Here is a 22,655-nt window from a genome sequence, read left to right on the forward strand (position 1 = left end):
CACGGTAATCCTTTGTTCGGAAGGGCTGATTAACCGTGAGCTCCTGAGTGGAGATCGGTCGTGCCGAAGAGTAACGCGTTTGATCGGTTGACCGAATTGGCGGCGGCGGTGTTCGACGCTCCGATCGCCCTGATCACGGCCATCGACGACCAGCGCCAGTGGTTCCGATCCAACCAGGGCTTCGGGGCCGATCAGACGACGCCCGGGGAGTCCTTCTGTCGCCATATGGTCGGGTCCGAGGCCGGGACGACCCTGGTGGTCGAGGATGCGACCCGGGACGGCCGCTTCGCCGACAATCGCCTGGTCACCGAAGAAGGTGTGCGGTTCTATGCCGGGGCGGTGATCACGACGGCCGACGGGGGGCAGGATGGCGCCGTGTGCGTGCTCGACACCGTGCCGCGCGATGCCCCGACCCCGGCGCAGATGGAGAGCCTGAGGCTGCTGGCGCGGCTGGCGGGCCAGGAAATCGATCGTACGCGCACGCTGAGGCAACAGGCCAAACACACGGACATGCTGGAGATGTCCGAAGCCATGGCCGGGGTGGGGCACTGGCACTGTGACCTGACCACCGGCGTCATCACCTGGTCCGACGAGGTGTTCCGCATCCACGGCCTGGAGCCGGGATCGGTCAATCCCACCTTCCACAGCCTGAGCGCACAATACCATCCCGAGGACCAGGCGGCCGGCTGGGCGCTGGCGCAGCGGGCCAGGGAAACCGGCGAGGGCTATGACCGGCTGATGCGGCTGACGCGGCACGGCGAGGAGCGGGTGACGCGGACCCAGGCCCGGGTCGAACGCGACGAGACCGGGGCCGTGGTGGCCCTGTTCGGGGTCTTCCAGGACGTCACCGAGGCCGCGCGGGCGACGCGGGCCCAGACCGAGCTGGTCGAGACCCTGGGCATGGCGGAGGCCCTCGCCGGGGTCGGGTGCTGGCGTCTGGACGTCGCCACCGGCCGGGTGACCTGGTCGGACGAGGTGTACCGGATCCACGGCAAGACCCGCGAGACCTTCGATCCCAGCCTGCACGACGCCGTGAGCTGCTACCATCCCGACGACCGGGCGGCCGTCGCGGCGTCGTGCGACGAGGCCATCCGGACCGGCGACGCGAAGGAATTCCAGCTGAGGATCGTCCGCGAGGACGGGGAAGAGCGGATCGTCCGGTCGCGCTGCCGTCCCGAGCGCGACGACGCGGGGGTGACCACGGCGCTGTTCGGCGTCTTTCAGGATGTCACCGACAGCGTCCGCAGCCAGAAGCGGATCGAGGCCAGCGAGGCGCGCTACCGGCTGCTGGCGGACCGGGCCAGCGACGTGATCGTGACCTACGGGGTCGACGGACTCATCCAGTACATCTCGCCCAGCGTCGAGGCGGCGACGGGGATCGCGCCGGGCGATCTGGTCGGGCGTCCCGTCACGCATCTGATCCTCGACGAGGACGTGCCGGCGCTGTCGCAGCGTTTCCGCGAGATGGTCCGGGCCGGGCCGGGCACCGTCCAGCCGGGAGTCGTCTACAGGGCGCGGATGGCGTCGGGGGAGATCCGCTGGATGGAGGCGCGCACCACGCTGATCCGCGATGACCACGGCCGCGTCGTCCAGTTCCACGACGTGGTGCGCGACATCAACGAGACCAAGCGGCTGGAGGACGAACTGATCGCCGCGCGCGACGTGGCCGAGGCGGCGGCGAGGTCGAAGTCCGAGTTCCTGGCCAACATGTCCCACGAGCTGCGGACGCCCCTGACCAGCGTGATCGGCTTTTCGGGCCTGCTGCAGTCCAGCGAGGCCCTGCCCGCGGCGGAGCGCCGCTATGCCGACCGGATCGCGACCTCGTCGGAGGCCCTGCTGAGCGTCATCAACGACATCCTGGACTATTCCAAGCTGGAGGCGGACGCGGTGGGGCTGGACCCCGTCGCCTTCGATCCGACGGCCATGGCGCGGGCGACCGCCTCCATCGTCGAGACCCAGTGCGAGGCCAAGGGGCTGAGCCTGGTGATCACGACCGCGGACGACCTGCCCGGAGCGATCATGGGCGACGAGGGGCGGCTGCGGCAGGTGACGCTGAATTTCCTGTCGAACGCCGTCAAATTCACGAATACGGGCGAGATCCGGCTGGATGTCGGCAGCGTCGACGGGCGGATGCGGGTGGCGGTGACCGACAGCGGCATCGGCGTCGCGGCGGACAAGATCGACGCCCTGTTCGAGCGGTTCACACAGGCCGACGCCTCTACCACGCGGGTCTATGGCGGGACGGGGCTGGGGCTGGCGATCTGCCGGCGCCTGATCGAGATGATGGGCGGCGAGATCGGGGCGACCAGTCGCCCGGGGCACGGATCGACCTTCTGGTTCGAGGTCCCGATGATCGCGGCCGAGCCGCTGGATGCCATGGTCGAGGACGCCGTGGAGGGCCTGCCCGAGGGGCTCAGGGTCCTGATGGCCGACGATGCCCCGGCCAACCGCGAGCTGGTGCGGGTGCTGCTGGACGCCTGGGGGGTCGATCTGACGACGGTGTGCGACGGAGCCGAGGCCGTCCAGGCGGTGGTCGCCGGCGACTATGACCTGATCCTGATGGACATCCACATGCCGGTGATGGACGGGATGGACGCCTGTCGCGCCATTCGCGCCCTGGACGGCAAGGCGGCGACGACGCCGATCCTGGCCCTGACCGCCAACGTCCAGCCCGAGCAGGTCGAGGCCTGCCACGCCGCGGGCATGGACGGCCACGTCGGCAAGCCGATCGAGGTCGCCGCCCTGATCGAGGCCATGACGAAAGCGCTCCACCCCTCCATCCCCTCCAACGCAAGGGCCGTTGCATGAAGACCTCGATCCTGGTCGTCGACGACGACGAGAACATCCGCGAGGTCATCCACGCCATCCTGACCCAGGCCGGGTTCCAGGTGGCGGTGGTGTCGAGCGGCGAGGCGGCCCTGGCCATGGTGAAACGGTCGCGCTTCGCGCTGATGCTGCTGGACGTCCACATGCCCAGGATGGGCGGGCTGGACGTCATGGCCGCCATGAGGCGACTGGTCGAGGCCCCGCCGGTGCTGATGGTATCGGCCGACAGCCAGAGCCGAACCGTCCGCGAGGCCGTGGCGCTGGGGTGCGTCGGCTATGTCGCCAAGCCGTTCAGCCCGGGGAGCCTGGTGGACCGCGTCCGCCGGGCCCTGAAGCAGCCCATGTCCCCCCTGATGATCTGACCGGTGTCCGCCCGGCGGTCCCGAGTTGTCCGCGACGGCGCTGAAAAGCCGTTTCCGATCAAGGGGCGTGGTGTTTAACGAGCGTCCGAACGCGCCTTGTGACGCTGGTCCCCTATAGTTTGGGCATGGCGGGAAATGGCGAAGAACGGCGGGGCGGGGTGGCGGCGCACACCGCCTGGATCGATGCGCGCATGGAAGACCTGCGGAGCATGGCCGACGAACAGTTCGACTTCGTCCGCGCGGTGACGGTCGCCCCGGGCGACGTCGCGGCCGCCGACCGGAAAACGCGGATGATCACCAGCCTGGCCCGCGCGGTCGCCGCCGTTGAGGCCGCGGCACAGCGGATGTTGAAGGACGCACGGCGGGACGACACGCGCGGCGACGAGGGGGACGACGATGCCAGACCGGACCCCGCGATCGTCGATCGATACCGGGCCGAACTGTCCCGCCGCATGGACCGACTGCAGGTCATGGCAGGAACGACTGGCCTTCATCGCGACGTACGCGCCGGAGAACGGCTGGAAGACCATCATGATGGCGATGTCGAAACTGGCGCTCCATCAGAATCCGCCGGAAGAGCCGTGGCGGACCTGGGTGATGCTGGGTGGGCGGGGATCGGGCAAGACCTTCGCCGGAGCGTTCTGGCTTCACAGTCTGGCGATCCGGAACAACTTCACCTTCGCCCTGGTCGGACCCGCGCTGCATGACGTGCGCGAGGTCATGGTCGAGGGGCCGTCGGGGCTGAAGGCCATGGCCGAGGGCGCCGACCGGCCGCGCTGGGAGGCCGGGCGCAAGCGGCTGGTCTGGCCGTACAGCGGGGCGGTGGCCTATGCGTTCTCGGCCGAGGATCCGGACAGTCTGAGGGGCCCGCAGTTCCACGCCGCCTGGGCCGACGAATTCTGTGCCTGGCGCGCGCCGGAGCGGGTGCTGTCGAACCTGAGGTTCGGCCTGAGACGCGGGCCGGACCCGCAGCTGGTGGTGACCACGACGCCCCGGCCGATCGCGGCGCTGAGGACGCTGCTGGCCGAGCCGGGGACGCGGACCACGCGCGGGGCGACCCGGGACAATGCGGCGAACCTGCCGCCGATCTATCTGGACCACCTGCGCGATCTCTATGCCGGGACGCGGCTGGAGGCGCAGGAGATGGAGGGGCTGGTCGTCGAGGGCGAGGGGGCCCTGTTCCGGGCCGAGGACATCGCCGCGGCGCGGGGCGAACGGCCGGAGCGTCTGGAGAAGATCATCGTCGCCGTCGATCCGCCGGTCACGGCCACGGGCGACGCCTGTGGCATCGTGGCGGCCGGGCGGTCCCGCCTGCGCGGGAATGCCGACGTCGCCATCGCCTGTGTGCTGGCCGACCGGTCGGCGCGGGGTCTGACGCCGCTGGGCTGGGCCCGGCGCGTGGTCGAGACCGCGCGGCTGGTGGAGGCCGACCAGATCGTGGCCGAGGCCAACCAGGGCGGGGAAATGGTGCGCACCGTGCTGCAGCAGGCCGGGTGCGAGACCCGGATCAAGCTGGTGCACGCCACGCGCGGCAAGCGGGCCCGGGCCGAGCCGGTCGCGGCGCTGTACGAACAGGGCCGGGTCGTCCACTGCGGACGGTTCAACGCCCTGGAAGAAGAGCTGATGAGCCTGGGCAGCGAAGCGCCCGGACATAGTCCGGACCGGGCCGACGCCCTGGTCTGGGCCGTCTCGCAACTGCTGCTGGACCGGCCCGCGGGGCCGCGCATCCGGCTGGTCTGAGTTCACCAACAAGGAGGCCGTGATGCCCAACCCGACCGACGCCTATGCGTCGCGCGATCCCTCGCCCGCGTCCCCGGCCCGGCGGGCCGAGGCGGTGACGCCCAGCGACACGACCGACCTGAACGCGGTGGCCAAGGCGCTGTATGTCGGCGTCGCCGGCCATGTGCGGGTGGTGCCCGTGGCCGCGCCCGGCGGGGCCGCCGTGACCTTCTCCAATCATCCGGTCGGCTATCTGCCGATCCAGTGCAGCCGTGTGCTGCAGACCGGGACGACGGCGCAGAGCCTGGTCGCGCTGTTCGACTGATGGCGGGGATCGAGGAGGGCGCGTCATGGGACTGAGCCTTGGCCAGCCGCTGAGCTATGCATCAGCCGCGCTGGCGCTGACGCAGGGCGGGGGGGTGGCACCTGCCGGTTATGGCTTCCTCCGCATCGGCTCCGCCTCATCCAATCAACTCGTGCGTGTCGGCAGCGACAGCTTCGCGCCGCGCATCGTCATTCCTACGGGGGCCTGACCATGGCTGATCTTTTTACCGACGCTCCCGCAGACCGCGCGATTGTCCAGAAGGCCTTTGGTGCCTTTCAGGGCGAAACCGGAAAGCGCTACGGCATAGTTGCTGGCGTCATCAAAAACGCCGGCTCTGGTTGGGAGCTGATTATCAACGCCACCCATACCGAGATGAACGTTGATAGCGTCAGTAGCCTAAGCGGCGAGATCGTTATCAACTACGCCACGCTGGGCGCTGTGAAGGTTATTTCGTTCGTAGCCGGGCCTGATGAGGTTCTTGCCCAGGCAGGGCTAACTGTCGGAGCTACTGTCACGCCGACAGCCGCAACGCTGCGGATGGCTAGGGCTGATCAGACTATCGCTGACTACATTAGCTACAGCGGCTCGGCGTTCACTAGCCTGCTCAACAAGTTCACGATCGGCACCTTCACCAGCGGAAACCTGACGCTCACCCACGCCAACACCGGCAACGTCGTTGGGTCGGTGACTTCCCGTTCCGACGTGCTGGACGCCGGGTTCAGCTCGGCTGGCTCGTCGATTGCGCCCGCCCAAACCATCCTCTCATTCTTCGACCGAGCGACCGGAGTAAAGCAAACGACAGCGTCCACTGAAATGAAGGCTGCGCTGACTCGCACGTTGCCGGGAGGCATCATCACCGCGCCGGAGATTTCCGACAGCAACTATCCCGGCTCGAACATCTGGTTCGTCGGGGTGTTTGAACTGGCCTAGCGCTGCAGGATCAGCACAACCACGCCAATAAGCGTTGGCAGGGCCGCGATAGCGATGACCGGCAGGCCCCCGCGATCCCGGTTGGTTTCGTGAGGCTCGCCCTCGAAATCATTCTCGCTGCCGAACATCATGGCGCACCCGTAGCACGGCGGTACGCGAGGGACGACCCTCCCACGGCCCGGCATCTCAAGACGCCCGATCTTGTGATCTCGCCCCCCACGGGGCCGGTTCAGTCGATTACAAAGATAAATCGGTCGCGCAGCCGGTCAATTACCGGTCGGTCGATCCATTCTGGCACGACGAAGAGCGCCTGCCTTCCGCAGTGCTCAATGGACGGCAGAACCTCATCTGCCACGTGATAATGCGGCCTGTTCATGTAGTCGTCGAAGATGATGCGTGTGCCGGGCTTCGCCCGTAGGAGGCTGGTCAGAAAGCTGGCGACCCGGAACCGGCCGTCTACCAAAACGAGGTCCGGCTGCTCGGCATGATCCCAGATCGACGACAGGTAGCTTGGAAAAGCGTCTCGCTTGGCCATGCTGACTGGTCGGCCCCATTCACCAACCGGGCCGACATCAACCCATTGCGCTCTGAGCCGAGGCTCGTCAGCGAAGGCGCTTCGCACCGACAACACCCACTCCTCTGATGTATCCACCGCAAGCACCAGGGCATCGGTGTTTGACAAGACCCATCGGCTGGAAGCGCCCATGCCGTACTCGCCGTAGACCCTCGATCTGCTGGCCTCGCGTCTGAACATCTCGTCCGACCCATCGAACAGCGACGCGGGCTTAGCCGGCGACACCAGTTTTCGGGCGGCCTTCGCCAAGATAGGCGGGAGGAAATCCGAAGCTGCGACCATATCCGCGTTCCCCGAGGCTCTGCGCCATTGGGAAGTTCGTAGCCAGCAAGTCAAGACTTTCACCCCTTGGCGAGAGCCTACTTTGCCCCCCCACGCCCCTGCATCAGTCCGGTAACCTGGCCTCGATCTTCCGGCGATGCTGGGCGCGCGCGGGGCGCTGTCGCCTGGCGCGACGGTGCCACCATTTCTTGAGTTTGCGTCTCAGGCGGAACCGGGCGTCGAGATCCCAGCCGGCCAGCCCCACGCCAACGGCGACGATCAGAAGGCAGGTCAGCGTCAGCATGAGGCGAGCCCAAGCCGCCGCGGGGCGCGCGCCATGGTCATGACCGGTGCCACCCTAGCTTCGCAAGGCGGCGAAGATGACGAAGGCGGCGACAGGCATGGCGACGACCAGGAGGCGTCGTGCCCGGTGCGCAGCATGGATAACCTGGCCAAACATCTTCACCCCCCGGTCCGACATTGGAACGACGTCGCGGGGGGGGCGGTCGCCTCATGCGGATCGCACAGGCCGCTGCGTCAGTCGGGTGCCCGGGGGGCGAGCTTGCGGTGGCGCTGTTCGCGCGCGTTCCGCTGTCGCCAGAAGCGACGGTGCCGCCATTTCCTGAGCCTGTGTCCCAGGTGAAACCGGGCGTCGAGACCCCAGTAGGCCAGCAGGAGGCCACCGGCGGCGATCAGAATACAGGTCAGCTTCAGCATAAGGCGAACCTACACCGCCGCCGCAGGCGCGCCAGCCCACGCCCTATTCGGGGGAAGGAAGACGCCTCAGGCGGCGATCCGCGACATCGGGGCCTGGATCATGTCTCCCAACTCCGGGCCTTGCGCCGTTTGCGCCGGAACAGTCGGCGCAGTCGGTCCGAGAGGTTCAGCCATTCGTCGAGGCCCATCCAAGCCAACGACATGGCGATCACGGCACAGAGGCCGAGCGCAGCGTACAGCATATGAGAGATCCTGCGGCTGGGGAGAGCCGCCTGTATTATGCCACGTCAGGCGCCGAAATTCACGTCCCACCCTGGATCAAATGCGGGCCGTCACCCCAAGCCCCCGATCCGGAGGCGGGGAGGCCGGCCGGGCGACCGGCTCGATTTCACAAGGATACGATCATGAACTGGCAGGATCGGCTGTTCGGCCGGCGAACCCCTGTGTCCGAGACCAAGGACAGCCGCGCGGGGCCGCTGATCGCCCTGACGGCGGCGGGGCGACCGCGGTGGACGCCGCGGGACTATGGCAACCTGGCGCGCGAGGGGTTCGCGCGGAACGCGGTGGCCTATCGCTGCGTGCGGATGATCGCCGAGGCCTGCGCGGCGACGCCCCTGGCGGTGTTCGCGGGCGGGGTCCGCGCCGACGACCATCCGGTGGCCCGTCTGCTGCGCCGGCCCAATCCCGAACAGTCGGGGGCCGAGTGGCTGGAGGGGCTGTACGGGGCGCTGCAGACGGCGGGCAACGCCTATGTCGAGGCGGTCAGCCCGGATCGGGGGGACGAGGCCGGGCCCGGGGAGCTGTGGTCGCTGCGGCCCGATCGGGTGCAGGTGGTGCCCGGGCGGGCGGGGTGGCCCGAAGCCTATGAGTATTCCGTCGGCGGTCGCTCGGTGCGGATCGGGCGCGAGGCCGACGGCTGGATGCCGGTGATGCAGCTGAAGCTGTGGAACCCGACCGACGACCACTACGGGTTTTCGCCCCTCGAGGCGGCGGCTGCGGCCATCGACGTGCACAATGCCTCGGGGGCCTGGAACAAGGCGCTGCTGGACAATGCGGCCCGGCCCTCGGGCGCGCTGGTGTTCAGGGGCGTGGACGGGGAGCGGCTGACCGAGGCGCAGTTCGCCCTGCTGAAGGCCGAGCTGGGCGAGGCGCATGCGGGGGCGGGGAACGCTGGACGGCCCATGGTGCTGGAGGGCGGGCTGGACTGGAAGCCGATGTCGATGAGCCCGGCGGACATGGACTTCATCGCCGGGAAGCATGCGGCGGCGCGCGAGATCGCCCTGGCCTTCGGGGTGCCGCCGCAGCTGCTGGGGATCCCCGGCGACGCGACCTACGCCAACTATCGCGAGGCCAATGCCGCCTTCTGGCGCGGGACGGTGGTGCCGCTGGCCCGAAAGACGGCCGGGGCGCTGGGCGGCTGGCTGGGCGGGCGGTTCGCGGACGTGCGGATCGAGCCGGACCTGGACGCGGTGCCGGCCCTGCAGCCCGAGCGCGACGCCCTGTGGGCACGGCTGTCCGGGGCGGGGTTCCTGACCGACGAGGAACGGCGGCGGATGGCAGGGGTGGGGGCGTGATGGACGATCTGAAGAAGATGGCCGCGGGTCTGGCGGTGGCGCTGGTGGTGCAGACGATCGGCGGGCTGGTCTGGGCCGGGGGCGCGGCGGCGCGGATCGCGACGCTGGAGGACCGGGTCGGGGAGCAGAGGCTGGTGGCCGAGCGGCTGGCGCGGCTGGAGGAACAGGGCATCGCCACCCGGGCGGCGGTCGAACGGATCGAGAAGCGGCTGGAGGATAAGACGTGAGGGTCGAGGGTCGAGGGACGAGAGCCGAGGGAAGCAAGGACGAGGACGGGTCGCTTTCGACCATGGACCCTCGGCCGTCGACCCTGACCATCCAGGGCTACGCCTCCCTGTGGGGCGTGGCGGACCTGAACGGGGATGTGGTGGCGAAGGGCGCGTTCGCCGACAGCCTGATGCGGACCGGGGCCGGTGGGGTGGGGATGCTGCACCAGCACGAAAGCCGGGCGGTCGTGGGCGTGTGGGACGAGATGGTCGAGGACGACCGCGGCCTGTTCGTGCGGGGCCGGATCGCCGACTGGTCCGCCGAGGCCCGCTATGCCCGGGCGCTGAGCCGGGCCGGGGCGCTGGACGGGCTTTCGATCGGCTTCCGGGCGGCGCGGGCCAGGCGGGACGGGCGGCTGCGGGTGCTGTCGGGCGTGGAGCTGTGGGAGGTGTCGCTTGTGACCTTTCCGGGATAATACATTATCGCGGGGTGATGAGCTCATCTCCGACGGCATTCAGTTATCTGCGGTTCTCCAACCCTACGCAGGCGGCGGGGGACTCGAGGCGTCGGCAGACCACCGCCGCCGCAGAGTACGCCGCAGCCCACGGCCTGATCCTCGACGACACGATGCGCGACGAAGGCGTCAGCGCATTCAGGGGGCGCCATAGGGAGGACGGTGCCCTAGGGGCGTTCCTGGCGAAGATCGATGCCGACGAGATCGCTCCCGGCTCCTACCTGTTGATCGACAGCTTCGATCGTTTGACGCGTGAGCGCGTCACTCGGGCCATCCACCTACTTACGGGTATCATGACGCGAGGCGTCGTCGTGGTGACCCTCAACGATGGCCGGCGCTACGAGGACGCCTCCGCCGGCCTTATGGAGCTCATGTACGCGCTCATGGAACTTAGTAGGAGCCATGAGGAGAGCCGAGAGAAAGGCCGGAAGGTCGGCGCGGCCCGAGCGCGGGAGCGTCACCGCGCCCGCGAGGACCTCACGCCGTTCACACCAGTTGGACCACATTGGCTGCGCCTGGAGCCGCTTCGCGACGACGCCGGCCGGCGGGCAGGTGGTCGCTGGGTCAAGATACCTGAGCGTGTTGCGGTGGTGCAGGAGATATTTGACGCCAAGGAGGAAGGCCTGGGCTATGCCGCCATCTGTCGCCGGCTGAACTCGCGCGGCGAAACTACACCGCGTCCACGGCGCGATGCAGAGGGCCGTCCGACCAGCATCTGGACCGAGGCCACCGTGGGCGAGTTGATCGCAAGCCGAACGGTTCTTGGCGAGTATGCGCCACACGTCGGACACCGTAGAGCGGGCCCACGAATTCCAGATGGCGCGCCGATTGCGGGGTTCTACCCGCAGATTATCACGCCTGAGCAGTTCGACCGGGTGCACACCGCCATCGCTCTGCGTCAGAACCCGAACGCCAAACCGCGATCATCTGAGTTCCGAAACCTGCTGATTGGCCACGTTCGTTGTCGTTGTGGCGGAGTTGTCGGCTATCTGGCGTCGGGTCGCCTGCGAGACGGGCAGCGATCCGCCGCACTGCGTTGTCCGAACGTCTATCGGGGCACTTGCGATAACCGTAGTCGGCTGAACTATGGAAGGGTCGAGGCGGAACTGCTGCCGTTTCTGGCGGGGTTGCCAGCGACTGAGTCATCAGCGCCCACGGACGCGGCGGTGGCTCTAGCCGTAGCAGAAACCGCTCTTATAGACCTTGAACGCCGGATCGGCCTCCTGGTGGATCACCTAGAAAGCGGACAGGACCAGCGAGATAAGAGCGAGAGCGTCGGAGAACGTCTACGCCAGCGCGAGGGCGAGCGGGCTGCGTTGGTTGACAGGATAACGATCCTGAAGGCCGAGGCGGCGCGCGAGCGGGCTATTGCAGCGGCTCCGGACTGGCGCGCCCGACTGGCGCAGATTGAAGCCCAGATGCAGGCCGCTGAAGGCAGCGCACTATACGAGTTGCGTTCGCGTCTGAACGTCCTGATCGGACAGGCCGTGCCCGGTGGATTCACCCTGGACGAGGGGTATCTCACGGCTCGTTTCTCAACCACCGATCCTAAAGGCGGGAAGAGGAAGCCTCTCTACTATGGTGCCGAGGGCGGTCTGATCCGGTGGGAGATGACAGCCGGCGCGCCCGACTTCGGTCAGGTGCGGGTCGCGCCCGGCAATCTGGTCGCGGTCCAGGGATAGCAAAGCATACTTAGCCGATTGGCTGTGTGCCCACTGACCATGCAAAATTAACGCGCCGAACCACGCGGTGGATGTTGACAAAGCGGGCTAAAAAGGTTAACACCGACGAGCCTGCGCGTTAACCGCAAGGGCTTAGGCGTAGCTTCCCTTATGAGCCCGTTCTAGCAGGTTCACCAGATAGCGCAAGCCCATTCCTTTACAAATCCGCCGAGGCTTTCAAGCCGCGCCTACCACTCAGGACAATTCGTCAACATGACTATCAACGACGCCGAGGCTGCTAGCCTCGCCGCATCAAACCATTTCATGGCCGCTGGCTTCGGCTATGCCGTCAGCGTTGATCTCTCGCGTCGATTTAGCGACGAGGGCGGCACGGCGGTTCTCGTCACGGGCGGCGTGCCACTGCTGACCATGCCCAGCGGAACCGGCGTCCGCGACTGGCTGGAAGCGCTGAAGGCCGATCCCACGGCAGAGCATCTGTTCTCGCCGCCGGCTACGCCGACCCCCGTCGTCGCCAAGGCAAAGGCCCCGGTCGATAAGAGCCTGTCTGCCGATGAGCGTCTGTCGCTGGCGAACGGCCACGCCCCGTTCCGCCGCCCGGCTGGCAAGGCCTAAGCTATGCAGGATCAGCAACTCTGGAAGTTCGAGGACTTCAAAGAGCGCCTGCCGGGGGTCACTTACAGAACGGTGGTTCGCGAATCCCAGCTTGGCCGTTTTCCGGCGGGGACTCGCTTTTCGAAGTCCTCTCGCATGGTCTGGCCTGCGGCGAAGGTTCAAGAGCACCTTGACCGCCTGTGGGCACCGCTGGAGGTGCCCGCATGAGCGGCTCCGTAGGCAAGACCCGCTACGTCGGCCGGATCGAACTGGCAGCGTTGCTCGCCGCCGCCGGCCTCTCCCCGCAGGAGTGGGCCGCCGAGGCCCCGCCCGCCGTCTACGCATGGCCCGGTGCCCCCAAGTGGAAGCGCGCCGCCGTCGTCAACATCCTGCGCAAGGCCAAGGCCTCGCGCCAACCCGAAACCCAAGAAGAGACCTCAACGACTAATGACTCCTTCGACTGACAACCCTTTGACCCTGGACGTCGACGGCAAGCTGCCGATGACCTTCACCGCCGCCGCTGGCGCCATCGAAGACGGCATCACGTCTGCGTGGAAGCATCACTGGCATCGCCAATCGCTGGGCGATCTCAGCGGGCGTTGGCTTGGCGGCCTGTGCTCGCCTGAGCGCCGCCTGGAAGCCCTGATCCAGGTCGCCGACGTGGCCCTGGGCCGTCTTCACGTCGGCCTTAGCGTCAGCCTGGATGTGGATGCGGAAGGCCTTCCCCTGGCGATCCTGGTGAGCAACCCGCGCAGCACGGTGGAGATCGCCGTAAGCATGACGCCCCGCGCCCTTCGCATCTCCGGTAACGTGACTCCCCTGGAGATCGACAGCGCCGGACGCCGTATCGTTGAGGTTCTCGCCTCCGCGCTCGCCGCCGTCGTTACCGCCCCGCCGGCGCCTGATCGCCGCACGGGTCCTCGCTCGTGAGGACGCGTCGCCTGCCGCCGGGCGTGACCGCTTGCGGCCGTCGCGGATCGCGCTGGTGCTGGACCTGGCCGGTGCCGGGCGACCGCTCGCCGCCGGTTGCGCCATCGCCGTCGCCCGCGCCGATCATCTCGCCGCCCGTGGCCCCTACCGGTCGCCCCCTCCCGACGCGCCTAGAGGAGGTCCTGGAGGGCGATGGCTCGTTCCCCATGGCGTGGTGTCGTCTGTGGTAGCGGCCGTGGACTACGCCCCGCTGCCGACCGGACCCTCGCCGATGGCGCCGACGATGTCGTCGCCCTGTGCGTATCGCCGGACGCTGGCGACGCTTGCGGCACCTTCGTCTCTCCGTGGCCGTCTGCGGGCGTTTGCGATGTCAGGCGGCGGCGGGCGGGCTCCGAACAACTGGAAGCGCCGCGCGTCCGATTCGCCTGCCGCGTTCGCCGCATGGGCGCGGTCATATCCCCATGCGGACCTCGCGCTGCGCACTGGCGTCAGCACCGGTCTGGTGGTCGTTCAGGCCGACGATGACGACGCTCTCGCGGCCGCAGAGGAGGCGTTCGGAGCGCTCCCCGCCGCGACGGTGCGCAGTCTGTCGCGCGAGGGCCGCCTGCGCCTGTGGATGCGTGTCCCTGCGGGCCTGCGCAGCCTTCCGACGTGCCTCGACATCGCGCCCGGCGTCCGCCTTCTCGCCGATGGTGCCTACGCCCGCCTTAGCGCCTGGACGCAGCCCCCGGACGATGACCGCTTCGACTTCATGCTGATCAGCCCGACGTGGGTCGTCGCCGTACAGGCGGCTGCGCAGGCCGCCGCCGCATCGCCAACGCCTACCGTTCGCCGGTTCCACTAAGGCGACGCGCGGCCCCGGCCGGGCACGACCGCCATCGGCGTAAGCCTCCGCGACACCGGGTGTCACGACCACCGGCGCCACCGAAGCCGGCTTAGCAAGTCCCGCTGCCCTACAGGCCGGGCGTTAGTTCCTAGACTTAGCTTAGCAGTAGCAGCCCGCCGGGCGCGAGAATACGCGCCTGTATCCTTAAATCACAAGAAGAAGCCCCGACCGCTGAGACGGCCGAGGCTCACAAGGTATCTATGACCTACAATAATAACACGGGAATCGAGTCCCCGCTACTAAAGATTCGCGACAGCCATCCCAAGCTTTTTCGTGAGATCGCTGGTTCACAACAGAAGGCCATGCAGTATGCAAACGGCCGAATTGCTCAGCTTAAGGATCACGGTAAGGTCCGTTTCATCGACGAGACCGACCGCGATGTAATGCTCTACCATAAGGACGACATGGCGACTATCATGGCGCATGAGTCTGTTTTGCTTCTGGCGTACGAACTTCAGAATGGCAAGCGCGTCCCGGTGGCAAAGTCGGTTCCGCTGTTCCGCTGGTGGTGCGCACAGTCAGACCGTCGCCAGTATACGGAGAAGGTTTTCCTCCCCTTCCGTCCCGGTGGTCAGGCTCTCGGCCTTCCAGATGGCGCTCTGAACCTGTTCAAGGGCTTCACGACCAAGACGGCATTCGGCGGCGACTACAGTAAGTTCAAGGAACACGTGAACCAGAATCTTGCCGGCGGTAACGTGGAACTTTCGGAATGGATGTGGGACTTCATGGCCGACATCTTCCTGAACCCGACGAAGCGCCCGCCCGTGATGCTGATCCTTCGCGGGAGCAAGGGTTCGGGCAAGAGCACGTTCTCTAACGTGCTGGCGCGGCTGATCGGAGAGCAATACTGTCCCGTCATCGACTCCGCACAAGGCCTGACGGGCCGCTTCGCAGGTCAGACCTTCTCTCGCGCCATGCTGCTGGTGGTCGAAGAAGCCTACTTCGCAGGCGACCTAGCATCCGAGGCGCGTCTCAAGTCCCTTGTCACTTCGCCACGACTCCCGGTTGAGGAGAAGCACGGCGCAACGACCATGCAGCCGGCGTACTTCCGCATCTGCATGACGGCTAATGCTGAGCATGTCGTGCCAAGCGGCCCTGGCGAACGTCGCTTCGCCGTCGCTGATGTTGCCGACCACCGGAAGGGCGATAGCGAGTTCTTCGCCGACATGTGGAAGGAACTTGAGGCGGGGGGGTTCAAGACTCTCCTCCTGGACCTTCTGAAGCGTGACCTGACGAAGCGCGACTGGTCTAAGCCGCCTGTGACCCGTGGCCTCGCCGATCAGGTGCGCCTGTCACTGAAGCCGGATGAGCGGTGGTGGTCGTCGATCCTGACCACGGGCGTGATCCCCTTCACCCACGCACCGGCCGGCACCGCCGAGGGCGCAGACGCCGAGTGGAACCTCGATTCGCCGTTCACCGTCGAGCGCGCGCATCTGCTGGCGTCGCTCCAGCAGGCGGCAGGGCGGACCTTCGGCGGCCCCACGTCGCCCGAGGGGCTGGGGCGCTTCCTCCGCAAGGCCCTCGCTGGTGAGGCCCTGGAATCGATTAAGGTGACGGTGCCGTTCCGTGGCCGTGTGAACTGCTATCGCCTGCCGCCGCGACGCGAGGCGCTGGCGCTGATGATGAAGGCGCACCCCGGCCTTGAGCTGGTGCCGGAAGCTGAGGCCTTCGACGCAGAGGCCGACGCGCCCGCCGCCAAGCCGCCGGTGATCGGCCCGGCTGACGTCTACGACCTTGTCGCGCACCGCGCCGCCAACGCGGTGTCCCTGCCGATCTAGGGCCTCTGGTGTCCAGGTGCTCTTTCCGGGAACCTGGACACCTGTCCCGGTGTCCCGGTGGCGTCCTGGTTTGGCGCTGGCTACGTGGACACCGCAAATCCCTGCCACCGTTGGCTTTTTCGGCTATTGTCCAGGTTGTCCCGGTTATTTCTCACTTTCGTTTGAGAGAAGGAAACACGGGTACAAACGGTGGATCCCCGCCTTTGGGTGGCCCATTCCAGGCGCGAAATCCGAGAGTCCGCTAAAGTGGGTTCGGAACCTGGACACCTGGACATCCTGGACACCAGCGGATCGACGTTGAACCACGCGCGACTTGATTCAACGCTAGGTCATTTTAGATTCAACCTTGACTCGTCTCGATATGAGCGCGCGAGCGATTAGACTGGATTGCGTATTGCAGCGGGAGTGGGCGAGATCGTCGCCGCCGTGGACATCATCCGGTAGACCGACGCCGCCGTGAACCTGACCCGCGCCGCCCAGATCGGCGCCGCCGTGGACCTGATCCGGACCGCCGGCACCGCCGTGAGCCTCGCCGCCCAGATCGGCGCCGCCGTCCTGGTGGTCGTTGGATGTCGCACGGTCGCCGTTCAGGGCAGGCACCGAGCTCAGATCATCGTCTCACACAGGCAAGCCCTCGTGGGATCGGATGCACCACCTCTAAAGTGTCTCACACAAGTAGGGTTGACTCCGTATGAGACAGAACACTAGATATTCTTACAATGTCCTAAGAACCTAGGGAGACTAAAATGTCCGAGATCGTCGGCTATGGCCGCACCAGCACCCAAGACCAGCAAGCGGGTCTCGCCGATCAGATTGCAGAACTTGAGCGCGCCGGGGCCACTCAGGTCTTCTCCGAACAAGTTTCGGCGGTAGATGCCGCCCGGCCTCAGCTAGCCGAGGCCCTCAATTACTGCCGTAAAGGCGATACGTTTGTGGTTACGAAGCCTGACCGTCTGGCGCGCTCTACGGCAGACCTCTTGCAGATCGTCAGCAACCTCAAGGCGCGCGGCGTGACAGTGCGGATACTGTCGATGGACATAGACACTTCCACGGCAACCGGCGAACTCATGTTGACCCTGCTAGCGGCCGTGGGGAAGTTCGAGCGCGAACTCATGCTCGAACGCCAACGTGCCGGTATTGCAGCCGCTAAGGCGGCTGGGCGCTACAAGGGCCGCGCGCCGACTGCGCTTAAGCAGGCCGGCGAGGTTCGCCGTCTGAAGGCGGAAGGTGCGAAGCCCGCCGCCATTGCCCGAGACCTTGGGATCGGCAGGGCTTCGGTCTATCGCATCCTGGCGGATGCCGAACCGGCTCCGTCATGAGCCGGTGGATCGGCGTCGTCGTCGCGGTGGTGGTGATCGCCCTCTTGATGTGACCACCGTTCGGCGTTGATGACGAAACCACAAGCAATCGTTCAGACCCCATCCGAGCCAAAGCCCCCGCCGGTCCCCTCCGATTTGTAAGGGAATGGGACCCAAGGCCCCCTGTTGTTAATGTTAACGGACTGGGTGCCTGCCGTCTGCGGACCAAATTGAGCAACAGGGCTTCGACTTGAAGCCGAGTTATGTTTCCAGGTCGCGTTCTGGAAACTGAGTAAAGCTAGGTCGAAATTTTTTAATTCACATTTTTTTATAGAGCCGGCCCGCCGAGATCCTCAATACTTTGGCTCTGCCATTATGACAGCGAGTTAAGCTAAAGCCGTTGGGAATGTCTCTCAGTCTACCTAGCCGGACTTGTCGATAGACAGGGTCAGGTGCGTGTCGCAGATGGCGAGACGGTAGTCTGCTGCGAGCCCGGTACGCACCACCGGCCCGGAATAGTCCGAGTATGGATTGTGGAGGGCGGTGGTCTGAGCTGCCGGATGCTCGAAGCCGGCAATCGAGACCGGCGAGAACATCACAGCATCGACGTGAGGGTAGGCATCGGTTGCGAATGCCGCCCGCTGGACCTGGGCGCCGGTCGTTTTCGTCATCGTATCGCTCTGCACGTGGTGGGCTTCGCCGAACTCCGGCGGCCGGCTGTAGTCCTTTGGCACCGTGACTGAGACCGCCATTGGGCCGATCGGCAGAAACGCCCTGGCGTAGTCGGGGGGCATTCCACCGGCAGAGAGGGAAAGGTGCATCTCCTGGGAGAGCCTGACCCCAGAAATCGCCACCACGCGGTAGTCGTCGGGCCGAACATCACCCAAGGCGATGGACTCCCCGATGACCTTGGCCTTGTCGTGAAGGGCGCTGGACAGACGGAGCATGGCCGCGTCTCGGCTCCGCTCATCGAAGCTACGGATTACACCGCCATCACCGAACTCACTCTCCTCCCATGCCGTCCAGTCAGTGACGGACGGCGTGACGACCTCGACCAAAAGACGGCCTGGGTGATCGGGCCGCGTGAAGGCGAAGTCGAAGCGACGGGCGCGATCCTGCGTCAAAGTCCAACCTGAATGCTGAAGCGCTAACGCGAAGAACATCTCTGACACCGCGTCGGGCGTCGTGGTGCGGAAGCGTTTGACGAAGTTCGCATCGAGCCACGGGGCAAGCTGCGCATAGGCGTTCTCGCACCTGTCCCGGAACTCGGCGCCCGCCTCTGAAACATCTGGCGCCACCATGTTGCCGTACCAGACGTGGGAGCCCGGCCCAGCGTCCTGCGCGGTAAGGATCATGTCGGCATCGCCGAAGGCCGGCCGCGCGCGACCCATGCGATAATCAGGATGGCGGCGGTCGCCGCATATCCGATCAACGCCCAGCGCAGTGCATTAGCTTCCCAAGCTGCGGTTGAGTTGACCCACATTGCCTCACGGCTCGACATCGCAGTTTCGGCCAGCGGCGACCCGTATGTTCGGTTTAGATGTGCGAGGAGATCGGTGCGCGCCGCCTGGGCCTGTCGGCCGGTGCTGATGACCCACCAGGTCGTCGCGGCGTTGGCGACCGCCAGCACTATGAGGAGACGTTGAAAGCGCGTCATGGGAATCCCGTGTTATCGAGGAAACCTAACAGACAAGGGCAGGGAATGACGATGGCGAGACGCATGATCCTGGGCGCGGTGGTCTTGCTGCTGGCGGGCTGCGAGCGTCCGGCTCCGTGGACCGCCTTCGTCTATCCCGACGCCGACACCCTTACCGTCAGTGCTGAGATCGGCCGCTTCGAAACCTTCGAGCAATGCAGGGCCGGCGCCGTGAAGACCTTGGCCGCCTTCGGCCGCGTAGGCGTGGGGGCCTATGAGTGCGGCCGTGCTTGTCGGTATGACAGGGGAGCCGGCTTGGCGGTCTGCGCTGAGACGCGCGACTAACCCGAGCTACTCCCTAACGATTCTCCAGGGTGCCTAGAAAGAACTGCATGTGACGATCGTCCACTCGCGCGAGCGTGCGGACCTCGACGCTCTGGTTCCCGCCGACGACACGCTGGTCGTGCCTGCCTCCGAGCATCGGCTTGTTGATCGGATGGTCAAAAACTAACGTTCGGCGACACCGGCTTCTCCCGCGCCCGCAATCGTTGCATCGCCTTAGGATGGGAAGGCATGGTAAGCACGCCGATATGAGAGCGCTGACGACTTGTGCGGCGCCGTCGAGGTTGCAAGGGTATAGGGATGGTCAATCAGGAAGTTCTGAGTCGGCAACTGCGGACGGATGCAGTCGATTTTTCATTCGGCGAGATCGTAAATCTGCATAATGACCGGGAGATCATCATCTCCCCCGAATATCAGAGGTTATTTCGCTGGAGCGATGAGCAAAAGTCTCGGTTGATTGAGTCAATTTTAGTTGAACTCCCCATCCCGCCAATCTTTCTTATCGAGGGAGAGGACGGGATACTAGAACTTATTGACGGTCTTCAGCGCGTAAGTTCTGTTATACAATTCCTAAGCCCGGCAGACATAGGCAAAGACCCGCTTATTCTCGCAGGATGTGATCTTATACCTCAATTGAATGGAAAGTGTTTTGACGACCTTTCGCTGACTGATCGACTTCGGATTAAGAGGACTGCTATACGAGCGGTGATCATAAGAAAGTCCGGCGAAGAACTTGTAAAGTATGAGCTGTTCAAGCGTCTGAACACCGGAGGCGCGCTTCTTTCTCCTCAGGAAATCAGAAATTGCTCATCTAGAATGATCGCTGGCGGGGAAGAATTCTATAGAACAATTCAGGGATTAGCAGCCTATCCCTCTTTCCAAGCAGCGATCGACAGGCTTCCAGATGCCTATAAGGCACAGAAGGGCGATGAGGAGTTGGTTCTCCGGTTCTTCGCAGTGAAGAACTTTAAAGATGGATATAAGGGTAACGTCGAGGAGTGGCTCGACGCCTATATGGAACAGGTAATTTTTGGCAGGATGGCCTTTGATACTGCCGCCGAAACACAGTCATTCCAAGATGTCTTTGATTTTATAGCTGCAAATTTTGGTAGAGATGCTTTTGCTCGGACCAAGAACGGCGAAGGAACAGGACGGCTCGCTCCGGCGTATTTCGAAGCAGCTGTCGGCGGGACGCTGCGCTCACTACCTGGAGCCGCTGCTTTTGATGCTGACGAGCTGAAGCGGCGCCTTTACGGCGTCTATGCCTCTGAGGCGTTCAAGGAAGTAACGGGGCCCGGAGCTAACACAATACCTAAGTTGAACGGTCGGATCGATCTCGTAGCTGCCGCCTTGGCGTAGCCTCCATGGCTCTGACTGTCGCCCAACTCTCCAGCCAGATCGAAGCAGATTTGGATTGGCGTCATGCTGAGTTGGCCGTGTTCCGGGATTTGCTCACGCGTGATGCCGGAACTGGCATTCGCCGTCGCGTGCTATTCCGGGGCGCATGGGCGATCCTATACGCGCACTATGAAGGATTCTGTAAGTATTCCCTTCAGCTGATGGCTGAATTCCTTCAGGGACTTCCCGACTGTGCTTCGCTTCCTCACAGTACTTTTCTCTTTGTTCATGATAAAAGTATGCGACAGGCCAAATCTATGGCTACTGCCGAGGCATATGAATTCTTTCGAGTAACCGTAGAGGCCTTAAGGCAGGCCCCGCCTCCTGTGGGTATCGTCGAGACAAAAAGTAACCTGTGGCCCGATTTGCTACAGAATATTCTTAGTGATCTTGATCTTCAATCTTACGACGTCGTGCCAAGTCCAGTTTTAATTAAGACCCTGGTCGCTCGTCGAAATGATATTGCTCATGGGCAGAAGGTGTTCATCAAAGACCTCACCTATTACCGGGAGTATGAGGACGCCACTAGTGCACTTATGTATGAACTTGCCCTTGCTATTGTCGACAGAGCGTCAAAATACTAAGCGGCCAACAAATGCATTAAGCCTGCCGTAGACGGAATGGCGAGGTGAACGCGTTCCATTGTCAAGCGTCCTTGACAGTCAAACGGCGGTCAACGGTTCAAGGTGGGGGCGAGTCCCCGTGTATTAGGCGCAAAAACGTCGTTACGTTTCCAGCGTTGCCCGAAGCCCGCTTTCGGGTCTTAAAACAATGACTGCTTCCGACCCATTGCGGACATTCGCAGTCTTGAGTCTCTAAGTCCGAGTCTGGCTCATCTCAGCCCTCCGGAACGTCTGCTTACCGGCTTCAAACGAAGATTGGTCTGACACCTGCGTCAAGCCGGAGGCGCCGACCGTTCGCAGGGAATGTCTCGCGAGGCGGCGTCCAACAGGCAGGGCGCGACGAACAGGTCGCCTCTCCAGGCGCCGCGCAGGGTTCGAGCGCCGACGACGAGCCAGAGAACCAACAGCGCCCCGACCAGTCCGAGGCCGAGGATGTTGAAGGCCGCAATCGGCAGCAGCGTCCCCAGCTTCAGGGTCGCGACGGAGAAGACGCCCAGTGGGAATGTGTAGCCCCACCAACCCAGGTTGAACGGCAGACCCTGGCGCAGGTAGCGCAGGGTAATCAGGACGGCCATCGCCGCCCACCACAGGCCATATGCCCACAACAGAAGTCCGCCGATCAGCCCGATCCCGCGCGCAGCGTCGCCATACTGGCCAAGGCCGTTTGCGGCGAAGATGGCGGGCGCGGCCTGACCCAGCACCAGCATCCCCAGAGCGCCGGTCCCGATTGGACCCAAAGACAGCCAGCTGGATGCCGCCATGCTGGCGTGCGGCAGTTTGTGGACGGCCATGCGCAGCACCAGGATGACCAGTATGCTCATCGCCAGCGGCACCGACAGGGCCCACAAGCCATAGCTGACCACCAGCACATCCAGCGCCGAAGAAGGATCGGCCAGATGCGGCGCGATCAACCCTCCCGTCACGGCGGCGACCTCTGCTGCGACGACGGGCAGGAGCCAGACGGCGGTCATCTGGTCGATCGTATGGGTTTGGCGCGTGAACATCATGAAGGGGATGGCGATCCCGCAGGCGACGGCCATTGCCACGTCGATCCACCACAGGGTTTCGGCCCAGGGCGCGACCCCGTCGCCCCAGCGCGCCAGGCCGAACGCCATCAGCCCGTTGATGATCGTCGCCAGCCCCATGGGGATGCAGCCGAAGAACATAGACACCACCGAGTGGCCGAAAATCCGTCGCGCGCCGTCGAAGAAGAAGATCCAGCGGGCCGCATAGAGACCGCTGAACAGGACGAAAAGTCCGATGTTGAACAGCCACAGCCCCTCCGCCACGATCTTCACGCCGGGGATCGTGACGGGCAGCTGGTTCAGCGCCAGCGCCAGTATCCCGGTTCCCATGGTGGCGGCGAACCAGTTCGGCGTGAATTGACGCACGACCTCGGCAGGGGACTGCAGATTTGCGAACGGATGAAGGCCGAAGGCGACGTCGCGGGCGTGGGTGTCGTGAACCATTGGGCAGAACTCC

General features: G+C 65.0%; 28 protein-coding genes. 19 read left to right on the forward strand and 9 right to left on the reverse strand.

Annotated elements, in window-relative coordinates; all coding sequences use genetic code 11:
• The first annotated feature begins 60 nt into the window (after window positions 1-60).
• Both BRESU_RS16865 and BRESU_RS06085 read left to right on the forward strand, forming a co-directional pair.
• Window positions 61-2,808: a PAS domain-containing protein gene (locus tag BRESU_RS16865; RefSeq protein ID WP_013268640.1), complete on the forward strand. Its 2,748-nt coding sequence runs from the start codon at window positions 61-63 to the stop codon at window positions 2,806-2,808.
• Window positions 2,805-3,188, forward strand: coding sequence for a response regulator transcription factor (locus BRESU_RS06085; protein WP_013268641.1), 384 nt, complete (start codon window positions 2,805-2,807; stop codon window positions 3,186-3,188). Before BRESU_RS16865 ends, BRESU_RS06085 begins: the two co-directional genes overlap by 4 nt.
• Before the next feature lie 74 nt (window positions 3,189-3,262).
• On the opposite strand, the gene BRESU_RS17335 is transcribed toward BRESU_RS06085, so the two are convergent.
• Window positions 3,263-3,721, reverse strand: a complete 459-nt coding sequence (locus BRESU_RS17335) for a hypothetical protein (protein ID WP_156796119.1) — start codon at window positions 3,719-3,721, stop codon at window positions 3,263-3,265.
• On the opposite strand from BRESU_RS17335, the gene BRESU_RS06095 reads away from it, so the two are divergent.
• The 4 genes from BRESU_RS06095 to BRESU_RS06110 are packed head-to-tail and all read left to right on the forward strand — an operon-like array spanning window position 3,720 to window position 6,162.
• Window positions 3,720-4,928 carry a DNA-packaging protein gene (locus tag BRESU_RS06095; protein ID WP_245528610.1) on the forward strand — a complete coding sequence of 403 codons (1,209 nt, stop codon included), beginning with the start codon at window positions 3,720-3,722 and terminating at the stop codon, window positions 4,926-4,928. The genes BRESU_RS17335 and BRESU_RS06095 overlap by 2 nt on opposite strands.
• Before the next feature lie 22 nt (window positions 4,929-4,950).
• The gene (locus BRESU_RS06100; RefSeq protein WP_013268643.1) at window positions 4,951-5,232 is read left to right on the forward strand and encodes a spike base protein, RCAP_Rcc01079 family; all 282 of its coding nucleotides are present in this window, start codon (window positions 4,951-4,953) and stop codon (window positions 5,230-5,232) included.
• Window positions 5,233-5,257: 25 nt separating this feature from the next.
• Window positions 5,258-5,440, forward strand: coding sequence for a hypothetical protein (locus tag BRESU_RS06105; RefSeq protein WP_013268644.1), 183 nt, complete (start codon window positions 5,258-5,260; stop codon window positions 5,438-5,440).
• Between the two features lie 2 nt (window positions 5,441-5,442).
• The gene (locus BRESU_RS06110) at window positions 5,443-6,162 is read left to right on the forward strand and encodes a hypothetical protein (protein WP_013268645.1); all 720 of its coding nucleotides are present in this window, start codon (window positions 5,443-5,445) and stop codon (window positions 6,160-6,162) included.
• On the opposite strand, the gene BRESU_RS17730 is transcribed toward BRESU_RS06110, so the two are convergent.
• The 4 genes from BRESU_RS17730 to BRESU_RS17105 form a co-directional block, all read right to left on the reverse strand.
• Window positions 6,159-6,293 carry a hypothetical protein gene (locus BRESU_RS17730; RefSeq protein WP_013268646.1) on the reverse strand — a complete coding sequence of 45 codons (135 nt, stop codon included), beginning with the start codon at window positions 6,291-6,293 and terminating at the stop codon, window positions 6,159-6,161. The two genes, BRESU_RS06110 and BRESU_RS17730, sit on opposite strands and share 4 nt — an antisense overlap.
• A gap of 98 nt (window positions 6,294-6,391) precedes the next feature.
• Window positions 6,392-7,018, reverse strand: a complete 627-nt coding sequence (locus BRESU_RS06120; RefSeq protein ID WP_218915402.1) for a class I SAM-dependent methyltransferase — start codon at window positions 7,016-7,018, stop codon at window positions 6,392-6,394.
• Window positions 7,019-7,121: 103 nt separating this feature from the next.
• Window positions 7,122-7,301, reverse strand: coding sequence for a hypothetical protein (locus BRESU_RS06125; RefSeq protein WP_013268648.1), 180 nt, complete (start codon window positions 7,299-7,301; stop codon window positions 7,122-7,124).
• 233 nt (window positions 7,302-7,534) lie between these two features.
• Entirely contained in the window at window positions 7,535-7,714 is a 180-nt protein-coding gene (locus BRESU_RS17105) for a hypothetical protein (protein ID WP_013268649.1), read from the reverse strand.
• A gap of 404 nt (window positions 7,715-8,118) precedes the next feature.
• On the opposite strand from BRESU_RS17105, the gene BRESU_RS06130 reads away from it, so the two are divergent.
• The 9 genes from BRESU_RS06130 to BRESU_RS06175 all read left to right on the forward strand — a co-directional run bounded on the left by BRESU_RS06130 (window position 8,119) and on the right by BRESU_RS06175 (window position 15,876).
• Window positions 8,119-9,288 (forward strand): phage portal protein, encoded by a 1,170-nt coding sequence (locus tag BRESU_RS06130; protein WP_013268651.1) that lies wholly within the window; start codon window positions 8,119-8,121, stop codon window positions 9,286-9,288.
• On the forward strand, window positions 9,288-9,515 hold the full coding sequence (locus BRESU_RS06135) for a hypothetical protein (protein ID WP_013268652.1): 228 nt from the start codon (window positions 9,288-9,290) through the stop codon (window positions 9,513-9,515). The genes BRESU_RS06130 and BRESU_RS06135 overlap by 1 nt, the downstream gene beginning before the upstream one ends.
• A gap of 62 nt (window positions 9,516-9,577) precedes the next feature.
• Window positions 9,578-9,970 carry an HK97 family phage prohead protease gene (locus tag BRESU_RS06140; RefSeq protein WP_041761362.1) on the forward strand — a complete coding sequence of 131 codons (393 nt, stop codon included), beginning with the start codon at window positions 9,578-9,580 and terminating at the stop codon, window positions 9,968-9,970.
• Between the two features lie 17 nt (window positions 9,971-9,987).
• The gene (locus BRESU_RS16870) at window positions 9,988-11,691 is read left to right on the forward strand and encodes a recombinase family protein (RefSeq protein ID WP_013268654.1); all 1,704 of its coding nucleotides are present in this window, start codon (window positions 9,988-9,990) and stop codon (window positions 11,689-11,691) included.
• A 252-nt stretch (window positions 11,692-11,943) separates the two neighbouring features.
• The gene (locus tag BRESU_RS06150; protein WP_013268655.1) at window positions 11,944-12,303 is read left to right on the forward strand and encodes a hypothetical protein; all 360 of its coding nucleotides are present in this window, start codon (window positions 11,944-11,946) and stop codon (window positions 12,301-12,303) included.
• Between the two features lie 203 nt (window positions 12,304-12,506).
• A complete protein-coding gene (locus BRESU_RS06160) occupies window positions 12,507-12,746 on the forward strand; it encodes a hypothetical protein (protein WP_013268656.1) in 240 nt (79 codons plus the stop codon).
• A gap of 7 nt (window positions 12,747-12,753) precedes the next feature.
• Window positions 12,754-13,212 carry a hypothetical protein gene (locus BRESU_RS06165; RefSeq protein ID WP_041761368.1) on the forward strand — a complete coding sequence of 153 codons (459 nt, stop codon included), beginning with the start codon at window positions 12,754-12,756 and terminating at the stop codon, window positions 13,210-13,212.
• A gap of 271 nt (window positions 13,213-13,483) precedes the next feature.
• The gene (locus BRESU_RS17110; protein WP_083777531.1) at window positions 13,484-14,056 is read left to right on the forward strand and encodes a bifunctional DNA primase/polymerase; all 573 of its coding nucleotides are present in this window, start codon (window positions 13,484-13,486) and stop codon (window positions 14,054-14,056) included.
• A gap of 242 nt (window positions 14,057-14,298) precedes the next feature.
• On the forward strand, window positions 14,299-15,876 hold the full coding sequence (locus tag BRESU_RS06175) for a primase-helicase family protein (RefSeq protein ID WP_013268659.1): 1,578 nt from the start codon (window positions 14,299-14,301) through the stop codon (window positions 15,874-15,876).
• Window positions 15,877-16,200: 324 nt separating this feature from the next.
• Here the strand turns inward: BRESU_RS06175 and BRESU_RS06180 are convergent, their stop codons facing one another.
• Window positions 16,201-16,476, reverse strand: coding sequence for a hypothetical protein (locus BRESU_RS06180; protein ID WP_156796120.1), 276 nt, complete (start codon window positions 16,474-16,476; stop codon window positions 16,201-16,203).
• Window positions 16,477-16,622: 146 nt separating this feature from the next.
• Between BRESU_RS06180 and BRESU_RS06185 the strand changes: the two genes are divergently transcribed.
• Window positions 16,623-17,195, forward strand: a complete 573-nt coding sequence (locus BRESU_RS06185; protein WP_013268660.1) for a recombinase family protein — start codon at window positions 16,623-16,625, stop codon at window positions 17,193-17,195.
• A gap of 401 nt (window positions 17,196-17,596) precedes the next feature.
• Here the strand turns inward: BRESU_RS06185 and BRESU_RS06190 are convergent, their stop codons facing one another.
• A complete protein-coding gene (locus tag BRESU_RS06190) occupies window positions 17,597-18,565 on the reverse strand; it encodes a hypothetical protein (protein WP_013268661.1) in 969 nt (322 codons plus the stop codon).
• Window positions 18,526-18,831, reverse strand: a complete 306-nt coding sequence (locus BRESU_RS06195) for a hypothetical protein (protein ID WP_041761376.1) — start codon at window positions 18,829-18,831, stop codon at window positions 18,526-18,528. Before BRESU_RS06195 ends, BRESU_RS06190 begins: the two co-directional genes overlap by 40 nt.
• A gap of 51 nt (window positions 18,832-18,882) precedes the next feature.
• On the opposite strand from BRESU_RS06195, the gene BRESU_RS06200 reads away from it, so the two are divergent.
• From BRESU_RS06200 to BRESU_RS17340, 3 genes are all read left to right on the forward strand, one after another.
• Window positions 18,883-19,155 carry a hypothetical protein gene (locus BRESU_RS06200; RefSeq protein WP_156796122.1) on the forward strand — a complete coding sequence of 91 codons (273 nt, stop codon included), beginning with the start codon at window positions 18,883-18,885 and terminating at the stop codon, window positions 19,153-19,155.
• Between the two features lie 297 nt (window positions 19,156-19,452).
• The gene (locus tag BRESU_RS17115; RefSeq protein WP_013268663.1) at window positions 19,453-20,511 is read left to right on the forward strand and encodes a DUF262 domain-containing protein; all 1,059 of its coding nucleotides are present in this window, start codon (window positions 19,453-19,455) and stop codon (window positions 20,509-20,511) included.
• A gap of 5 nt (window positions 20,512-20,516) precedes the next feature.
• Window positions 20,517-21,134 carry an MAE_28990/MAE_18760 family HEPN-like nuclease gene (locus tag BRESU_RS17340; protein WP_013268664.1) on the forward strand — a complete coding sequence of 206 codons (618 nt, stop codon included), beginning with the start codon at window positions 20,517-20,519 and terminating at the stop codon, window positions 21,132-21,134.
• A 311-nt stretch (window positions 21,135-21,445) separates the two neighbouring features.
• On the opposite strand, the gene BRESU_RS06205 is transcribed toward BRESU_RS17340, so the two are convergent.
• Window positions 21,446-22,642 (reverse strand): TDT family transporter, encoded by a 1,197-nt coding sequence (locus BRESU_RS06205; protein WP_013268665.1) that lies wholly within the window; start codon window positions 22,640-22,642, stop codon window positions 21,446-21,448.
• Window positions 22,643-22,655 lie beyond the last annotated feature (13 nt).

The organism is Brevundimonas subvibrioides ATCC 15264 (genome assembly GCF_000144605.1).
Lineage (GTDB): Bacteria > Pseudomonadota > Alphaproteobacteria > Caulobacterales > Caulobacteraceae > Brevundimonas > Brevundimonas subvibrioides.